A 7,893-nucleotide genomic window follows, 5' to 3' on the forward strand; every position below is an offset into this window, starting at 1 on the left:
CCGGCACCGATGATCTCCCAACCGACCACCTCGACCCCCCGTGACGAGCCCGGCTCGTTCCGGGACCCGGACAACCAGATTTTCTACGCCGACGGCGCGGTGCTCCGCGGCCTGGGACCCCAGGCCGCGAGCGACTGGACGGCGGTTCGGGACAGCGCCTTCCTGGCGCCGCTGATGGCCGCCGGTAAGGTCGTCGCCACCGAGACCGTCGAGCCGGGGGACCTGCCCGCTGTGGTCGCCGACCGGTGGACGACGGTGCTGCGACACGAGCGGGTGCCGTTCGTGTCCTACCCCTACGAGTGGTCCTTCGCCCAACTGCGCGACGCCGCCCGCCTGCACCTGGAGGTGCTGGAGGCGGCGCTCGCCGACGGGGTCACCATGACCGACGGCTCGGCGTACAACCTGCAGTGGCGTGGGGTCGACCCGGTCTTCATCGACGTGGGCTCGTTCCAGCCGGCCGCTGCCGGTGAACCATGGGCCGGCTACCGGCAGTTCTGCCAGACCATGCTCTATCCGTTGATGCTGCAGGCGCATCTGGGCCTGGACTTCCAGCCGTTGCTGCGGGCGCGCATCGACGGCATCGAATCGGGTCAGATGCGGCGGCTGTTCCGCGGTGCCCGGCGGTGGCGGGCCGGTGTCTTCAAGCACATCCACCTGCACGACGCGATGCAGTCCCGGCATGCCTCGGCCAGTACCGGATCGGTACGGGCGGAGATCCGCGACGCCGGCTTCTCCACCGAACTCGTCCGGGCCACGGTTCGGGCCGTCGCCAAGCTGGTGGACCGCCTGGACTGGGCTCCGCCGGGCAGCCACTGGGTCGACTACCAGCAGACCTGTACGTACTCCGATGCTGACCGGACGGCGAAGACCGCCTTCGTCGACGCCGAACTCGCCGCACACCGCCCGGGGACAGTGTTCGACCTTGGTGCCAACGACGGCACGTACTCCCGGATCGCCGCCGCCCACGCCGAGCAGGTGGTGGCCGTGGAGAGCGACCCGGCGGTCGTCGACCACCTGTACCGGCGGCTGCGCGCTGACGGGCAACGGCGGATCCTGCCGATCCTGATGGACCTCGCCGACCCGTCGCCCGGCGGTGGCTGGGCCGGTGACGAGCGTACGTCGTTCACCGCCCGGGCCCAGGCGGACACGGTGCTGGCTCTGGCGGTCATCCACCACTTGGCGATCGGTCGCAACGTGCCGCTGCCACGGGTTCTGGACTGGCTGACCGGCCTGCTCCCGGCCGGCGGCGGCACCGGCCAGATGATCATCGAGTTCGTCCACCCGGACGATCCGATGGCCCGGCAACTGCTCGCCAACAAGCCCGCCGGGCTCTTCCCCGACTACCACCGGGCGGAGTTCGAGCGGCTGCTCGCCGAACGGTACGAGATCACCCGGCGGGAGGAACTCCCGTCCGGCACCCGGACGTTGTATGCCGGGGTCCCGCGTGGCTGACGCGGAACCCGGTACCGCTGCGGCGGTACCGGCCCCGGCCGGTCCGCCGTCCGCCGATCACGGTCCTTCGTCCGCCGATTCCCATCGGCTGTCGGCCGCCCCGGGTCCGCCCGCAGCCGACCCGGCCCGGCGTACCGGCGGGGCGACGGAGCTGCGTCGGCTGCTGGAGATCGTTGCACTGTGCGGCCTGGTCGTTGCGCAGCCGTTGCTGGACGTCGTCGGGCGCAGCCCGGACTTCTTCCTCTTCCACGGTGCCGGGACGGCCGAGATCCTGCTGCTGGTGGCGTTCTACGTGGTCGTACCGCCCCTGGTCTGCTGGCTGCCCGGCGCATTGATCGGACTGGCCGGTCCGCCGGCCCGCCGAACCGCCCACCTGGTGACGGTCGGGCTGCTGCTGGTCGCCCTGGCGGTACAGGTCGGCAAGCATCTGCTGCCGATCCGAGGTGTGTCGCTGCTGGCCGCCGCGCTGCTGGCCGGTGCCGCTGCCACGTGGGCCTACCGGCGCTGGGGTGGGCTGGGGCAGCTGTTGCGGCTGGCCGCCGTCGGACCGGCGGTCTTCGTGATGCTGTTCGTGTTCACCTCGCCGGCCTCGGCGGTGGTGCTCGGCAGCGAGCGGACCAGCGCCGGGCCCGGCACGGCTACCGGCGACGGCGAGCATCCACCGGTGGTGGTGCTGATCCTCGACGAGCTGCCGCTGTTGTCGCTGCTCGGCCCGGACGGGCAGATCGACGCCGAACGCTACCCCAACTTCGCCGAGCTGGCCGCCGGCTCGACCTGGTACCGCAACGCCACCGCGGTCAGCGGCTGGACCCCGTACGCGTTGCCGGCGATGCTGTCCGGCCGGTATCCCGAACGCGAGGTGGCACCCCACTACTCCCAGCACCCGGACAACCTGTTCAGCGCGCTCGGCGGCACCTACCAGATCCGGGCGCAGGAGAGCATCACCGAGCTCTGCACGCCGAGTCGCTGCGAGACGGAGTCCGCCACGGCGGCCCTGCCGGTGCTGTTCCAGGAAACGGCCGCCCTGCTCGGCCAGATCCTGTCGCCGGTGGAAAGTCACGACGACCCGGCGGCGGGTTTCCGCGAGCCGACCCGTCGTGACGCCGGCCTCGCCGGTGGCGACGCCCCGACCGACCCCAGGTTCCGCTTCGACGCACTCGACGACAACCAGCCAGCCCGGTTCACCACGTTCATCGACGGGCTGGCAACCCCGGACGAGGGGCCAACGCTGCATTTTCTCCACCTGCTGATGCCGCACGCGCCGTGGAGCTACCTGCCGTCCGGTGTCCGCTACGAGGCTCCCGAGGACTTTCCTAACGAAGGTGCCGGCTGGGTGGAGCTGGCCCGCCAGCGGCACCTGGCCCAGCTCGGCTACACCGACGGACTGATCGGACAGACCCTGGCGGCGCTGCGGTCCAGCGGCCGCTACGACGACGCGCTGCTCGTCGTCACCGCCGACCACGGGGTGAGCTTCACCCTCGGGGAGCAGGGGCGGGGCATGGGTGCGGTGCGGGCCGCGCCGGCCGAGGTGCTGTGGGTGCCGACCTTCGTCAAGGAGCCGGGCCAGCAGGCCGGTCGGGTCGACGACCGTAACTGGGAGCATGTCGACCTGCTGCCGACCATCGCGGCGCACGCGGGCATTGACCTGCCGTTCGAGGTCGACGGCCGATGTGGCAGCTGCCCACCCCGGGAACGGGCGGACAAGCAGTTCCGGGACGTTCCGGGTCAGCCGGTGACGGTGCCGGGCCCGGCGACGTTCACCGCCCTGACCACCGGCCAGGCCGGTCCGCCGTTACCCGCGCCGCTGGTGCCGGAGCTGGTCGGTCGCGCGGTCGCCGAGCTGCCGGTCACTGACGACGGTGATCGCGCCACCATCAGCAACGCCGACAGCTACACCGACGTCGACCCGGCAAGCGGTAACCTGCCCGCGCTGGCGTACGGCGAACTGCCCGACCGGGTGACGACCGGTGCTCCGCTCGCGGTGGCGGTGAACGGGCGGATCGCCACCGTGGTGCCAGCGATGGCCCCGGACGCCGAGGGGCGGCGATTCGCCGCACTGATCACCGACGAGTCGTTGTGGCGCCCCGGTGACAACCGGGTGGAAATCTTCGAGGTGGTCGGTGACGGTACCGAGCTGCGGCGGCGTACCGACTGACTAGTGCTTTCATCCGTTTCTGGGGTGTTTGGTTGGCGACCGGCCACCGGATCGGGTGACGCATCCCTCACCCTCACCTGCTCGCTGCGGCAGCGCACCACCGCAGGATTACGGTAAGAAATGAGGCACTCGACGAAGATCTGCCGGCGAAGTGAGGGACCATATGACGGATGTGAAGCTGGACCATCCCGGTGGCCAACTGTCGATGCCGGTGCAGCCGGCTATCGAAGGTCCGCCCGGGATCGAGGTCGGGGCGCTGCTGAAGGAGACCGGTCACGTCACGTTCGACCCGGGCTACGTCAACACCGCCTCCTGCGCGTCGGCGATCACCTACATCGACGGCGATGCCGGGATCCTGCGCTATCGGGGCTACCCCATCGACCAACTGGCCGGCAAGGCGTCCTTCCTTGAGGTCAGCTACCTGCTCATCTACGGCGAACTGCCGACCAGTGACGAATTGGCTGCTTTCAGTGAGCGGATTCGGCTGCACACGCTGCTGCACGAGGAGATGCGCCGGTTCTTCGACGGCTTTCCCCGGGACGCGCACCCGATGGCGGTGCTCTCCTCCGCAGTGAGCGCGCTGTCGACCTTCTACCAGGACAGCCTGGATCCGTTCGACACCGACCACGTCGAAATCTCCACCGTGCGGCTGATGGCCAAGGTGCCGACCATCGCCTCGTACGCGTACAAGAAGTCGATCGGCCAGCCGCTGCTCTACCCGGACAACGCGCTCGGCTACGTGGAGAACTTCCTGCGGATGACGTTCGGTGTGCCGGCCACCGAGTACCAGGCCGACCCGGTCGTCGCGCAGGTGCTGGACATGCTGTTCGTGCTGCACGCCGATCACGAGCAGAACTGCTCCACGTCGACGGTGCGGCTGGTCGGCTCCAGCAACGCCAACCTGTTCGCCTCGGTCTCGGCCGGGGTCAACGCGTTGTTCGGGCCGCTGCACGGCGGTGCCAACCAGGCGGTGCTGGAGATGCTGCAGGAGATTCACGCTTCCGGCGGCGACGTCCAGAACTTCGTCCGGCGGGTGAAGAACAAGGAGGCCGGGGTCAAGCTGATGGGCTTCGGCCATCGGGTCTACAAGAACTACGACCCGCGGGCGGCCATCGTCAAGCAGGCGGCGCAGGACGTGTTGGGCCGGCTGGACAAGCCCGACCCGTTGCTGGACATCGCAATGCAGCTGGAGGAGATCGCGCTCGCCGACGACTTCTTCGTCTCCCGCAAGCTCTACCCGAACGTGGACTTCTACACCGGGCTGATCTACAAGGCGATGGGCTTCCCGCCGAAAATGTTCACCGTGCTGTTCGCCCTGGGCCGACTGCCCGGTTGGATCGCGCAGTGGCGGGAGATGATCGCCGACCCGACCAACAAGATCGGCCGGCCCCGGCAGCTCTACGTCGGTCCGCAGGAGCGTCAGTTCGTCCCGGTCGACCAGCGCTGAACCACATCGGCGGGGTCGCCTGCGGCCGCAGGCGACCCCGCCGAAGTGGGCTGACGGGTCAGTCGGTGCGCGGGTCGGACGGGTGGTCGGGCTCCGGTCGGCCACCAGCGTGGCCGGTCCGCCTCACCGGGTCCGGGCGCAGCCAGACCGCGGCGAAGGGCCCGACCTGCACGACGGCGGACGCCGGCTGACCGTGCAGTGGCGCACCGTCCGCCGTGACGGCCCCGAGGTTACCGACGTTCGACCCGCCGTACCACTCGGCGTCGGTGTTGATCGTCTCCTGCCAGCGGCCGGGCTGCGGCAGTCCGATCCGGTATCCGTGCCGGGGCGCCCCGGAAAAGTTGACCACGCAGGCCAGGACGCTACCGTCGCGGGCGTGCCGGAGGAACGAGACGACGTTGGCCGCCCGGTCGGTGTGGTCGATCCACCCGAACCCGTCCGGTGTCACGTCCAGCTCCCACAACGCCGGGCACTGCCGGTAGACCGCGTTCAGGTCCCGGAGCAGGTTGCGTACCCCGCCGACCGCCGGGTCGGCGGCCAGCGACCAGTCGAGCCCGCGCTGTTCGCTCCATTCCTGCTCGTCGGCGAGTTCACTGCCCATGAACAGCAGCTGCTTGCCGGGGAACGCCCACATGTAGGCCAGCAGCCCGCGCAGTCCGGCCAGCCGCTGCCACCGGTCGCCGGGCAGCTTGGCGGTCAGCGAGCCCTTGCCGTGCACCACCTCGTCGTGGCTGATCGGCAGCAGGAACTGCTCAGTGTGCGCGTACGCCGTCGGCCAGGTCATCTCGTCGTGGTGGTGGCTGCGGTGCACCGGGTCGCGGGCCAGGTAGCTCAGCGTGTCGTGCATCCAGCCCATGTTCCACTTGAGCCCGAAGCCGAGCCCGCCCCAGTCGGTGGGTTTGGTGACCCCCGGCCAGGAGGTGGACTCCTCAGCGATCATCACGACGCCCGGATTGAGCCGGTATGCGGTCGCGTTGAGTTCCTTGAGCAACTCGATCGCCTCGGTGTGGGCGTTGCCGCCGGAGTCGTTGGGCAGCCACTGACCGGGCCCTCGCGAGTAGTCCAGGTAGAGCATCGAGGCGACCGCGTCGACCCGTAGCCCGTCGATGTGGAACTCCTCCAGCCAGTACAGGGCGTTGGCGACGAGGAAGTTGCGTACCTCCCGTCGGCCGTAGTCGAAGATCAGGCTGCCCCAGTCGGGGTGCTCGCCACGGCGCGGATCCGGGTGTTCGTACAGCGCGGTGCCGTCGAACCGGGCCAGGGCCCAGGCGTCGCGGGGGAAGTGCGCCGGGACCCAGTCCAGCAGCACCCCGATCTTGGCGCCGTGTAGTCGGTCGACCAGATGCCGGAAGTCGTCCGGAGTGCCGAACCGGGCGGTCGGCGCGTAGTAGCCGGTCACCTGGTACCCCCAGGAGCCGCCGAACGGATGCTCCATCACCGGCATGAACTCCACGTGGGTGAAGCCCAGATCCGACACGTAGGAGACCAGTTGGTCGGCCAGCTCCCGGTAGCTGAGCCCGGGTCGCCACGAGCCGAGGTGCACCTCGTAGACGGACATCGGCCGGGCGTGCTGGTCACCGCGCCGGTTGCGCAACCAGTCCGCGTCCTGCCAGACATACCCGGACTGGTACACCACCGAGGCCGTCCGGGGCGGCACCTCGGTGGCCTGCGCCATCGGGTCGGCCCGGTCCGCCCAGGAGCCGTCGGCCCCCTGGACACGGTACTTGTACCGCTGCCCGGCGACGACGCCCGGCACGAAGCCGGCCCACACACCACCGGATCCGAGCCGGTCCAACTCCTGGCCTTCGTACGGGCCCCAGCCGGGGCCGTCGCCGATCACCCGGACCCGGCGGGCGTTCGGTGCCCACACCGCGAACCGGCAACCGCCGGGCAGCGGGTGGGCACCGAGCATCCGCCACAGTTGTTCGTGGCGTCCTTCGGCGAACAGGTGCAGGTCGATGTCGCCGATCGTCTCGGTCAGGGCAGCCTCCCGGATAGCGGTCATCTGCTCCCCGCGCCGGCGAGGAGGTTCCCGTCCGGGATGACGATAGTGGCCTTCCCGTGCGCCATTCGGGCGGACGCCCGTTCGGTGGCGAACGCCGAGGACTGGACGATCGCGGCGGAGTAGGTCGCTGCGGTGCGGTGCGCGATCGCCGCCCAGCCGTACTGGTCGTGGACCATCCGGCGGGCCTGCCGGGCCACCCGCCGGGCCAGCGTCGTGTCGGCCAGCAGGGTACCGACCGCGTCGGCCAGTCCGTCCGGATCCTTGGGTCGGAAGGTCATTCCGGTCACGCCGGGTTCGACGATCTCGGCGAGTCCGCCGGTGGCCGACACGGCCACCGGCGCGCCGGCCGCCGCCGCCTCCAACGCCACCATGCCGAACGGCTCGTAGACGCTGGGCACCGCGAAGCAGTCCGACGCCGCCATCAATGCCGGCAGGTCGGTGCCGCCGAGGAAGCCGGGCAGCGTGACCGCGTCGCGTAGCCCGAGCCGGTCGATGTCGGCCTCCAGCTCGGCGCGGTACGGACCGTCGCCAGCGATCACCAGCCGGACGTTCGGGTGCTGGCGGCGTAGCCGGGGCAGCGCGGCGATCAGGTGCTGGACGCCCTTCTCGTAGACCAGCCGGCCGACGAACGACACCAGCGGCCCGTCGCTGGCGAACCGTGCCCGGGCGGCGGTGACCGCGTCCGTCGGCACCTGCCAGCGGCGGGCGTCCACCCCGTTGGCCACCACGTCGACCCGGTCCGGGCGCACCCCGAACAGGCTCAGCACCTCGTCGCGCATGTAGCCGGAGCAGGTGATCACCCGGCACGACTCGTGGCCGAGCCAGTGTTCGATG

General features: G+C 70.4%; 5 protein-coding genes. 3 read left to right on the forward strand and 2 right to left on the reverse strand.

Features of this window, described 5'->3' with window-relative positions; genetic code table 11:
- Positions 1 to 9: 9 nt before the first annotated feature.
- From ACFHWS_RS13675 to ACFHWS_RS13685, 3 genes are all read left to right on the forward strand, one after another.
- The gene (locus ACFHWS_RS13675) at positions 10 to 1,452 is read left to right on the forward strand and encodes a methyltransferase (protein ID WP_416555199.1); all 1,443 of its coding nucleotides are present in this window, start codon (positions 10 to 12) and stop codon (positions 1,450 to 1,452) included.
- Positions 1,445 to 3,607: a sulfatase-like hydrolase/transferase gene (locus ACFHWS_RS13680; protein ID WP_416555201.1), complete on the forward strand. Its 2,163-nt coding sequence runs from the start codon at positions 1,445 to 1,447 to the stop codon at positions 3,605 to 3,607. Before ACFHWS_RS13675 ends, ACFHWS_RS13680 begins: the two co-directional genes overlap by 8 nt.
- A gap of 163 nt (positions 3,608 to 3,770) precedes the next feature.
- Complete coding sequence (locus tag ACFHWS_RS13685) at positions 3,771 to 5,054, forward strand: citrate synthase (protein WP_416555203.1); 1,284 nt, start codon at positions 3,771 to 3,773, stop codon at positions 5,052 to 5,054.
- A gap of 58 nt (positions 5,055 to 5,112) precedes the next feature.
- On the opposite strand, the gene glgB is transcribed toward ACFHWS_RS13685, so the two are convergent.
- Both glgB and ACFHWS_RS13695 read right to left on the reverse strand, forming a co-directional pair.
- Complete coding sequence (gene glgB, locus ACFHWS_RS13690) at positions 5,113 to 7,059, reverse strand: 1,4-alpha-glucan branching protein GlgB (protein ID WP_416555205.1); 1,947 nt, start codon at positions 7,057 to 7,059, stop codon at positions 5,113 to 5,115.
- Positions 7,056 to 7,893 (reverse strand): glycosyltransferase family 4 protein (locus ACFHWS_RS13695; RefSeq protein WP_416555207.1); only part of this gene is annotated, 838 nt, incomplete at its 5' end. The genes ACFHWS_RS13695 and glgB, both read right to left, overlap by 4 nt.

Origin of the sequence: Micromonospora sp. LOL_013 (genome assembly GCF_048060315.1) — a bacterium.
Classification (GTDB): Bacteria; Actinomycetota; Actinomycetes; order Mycobacteriales; family Micromonosporaceae; genus Micromonospora_E.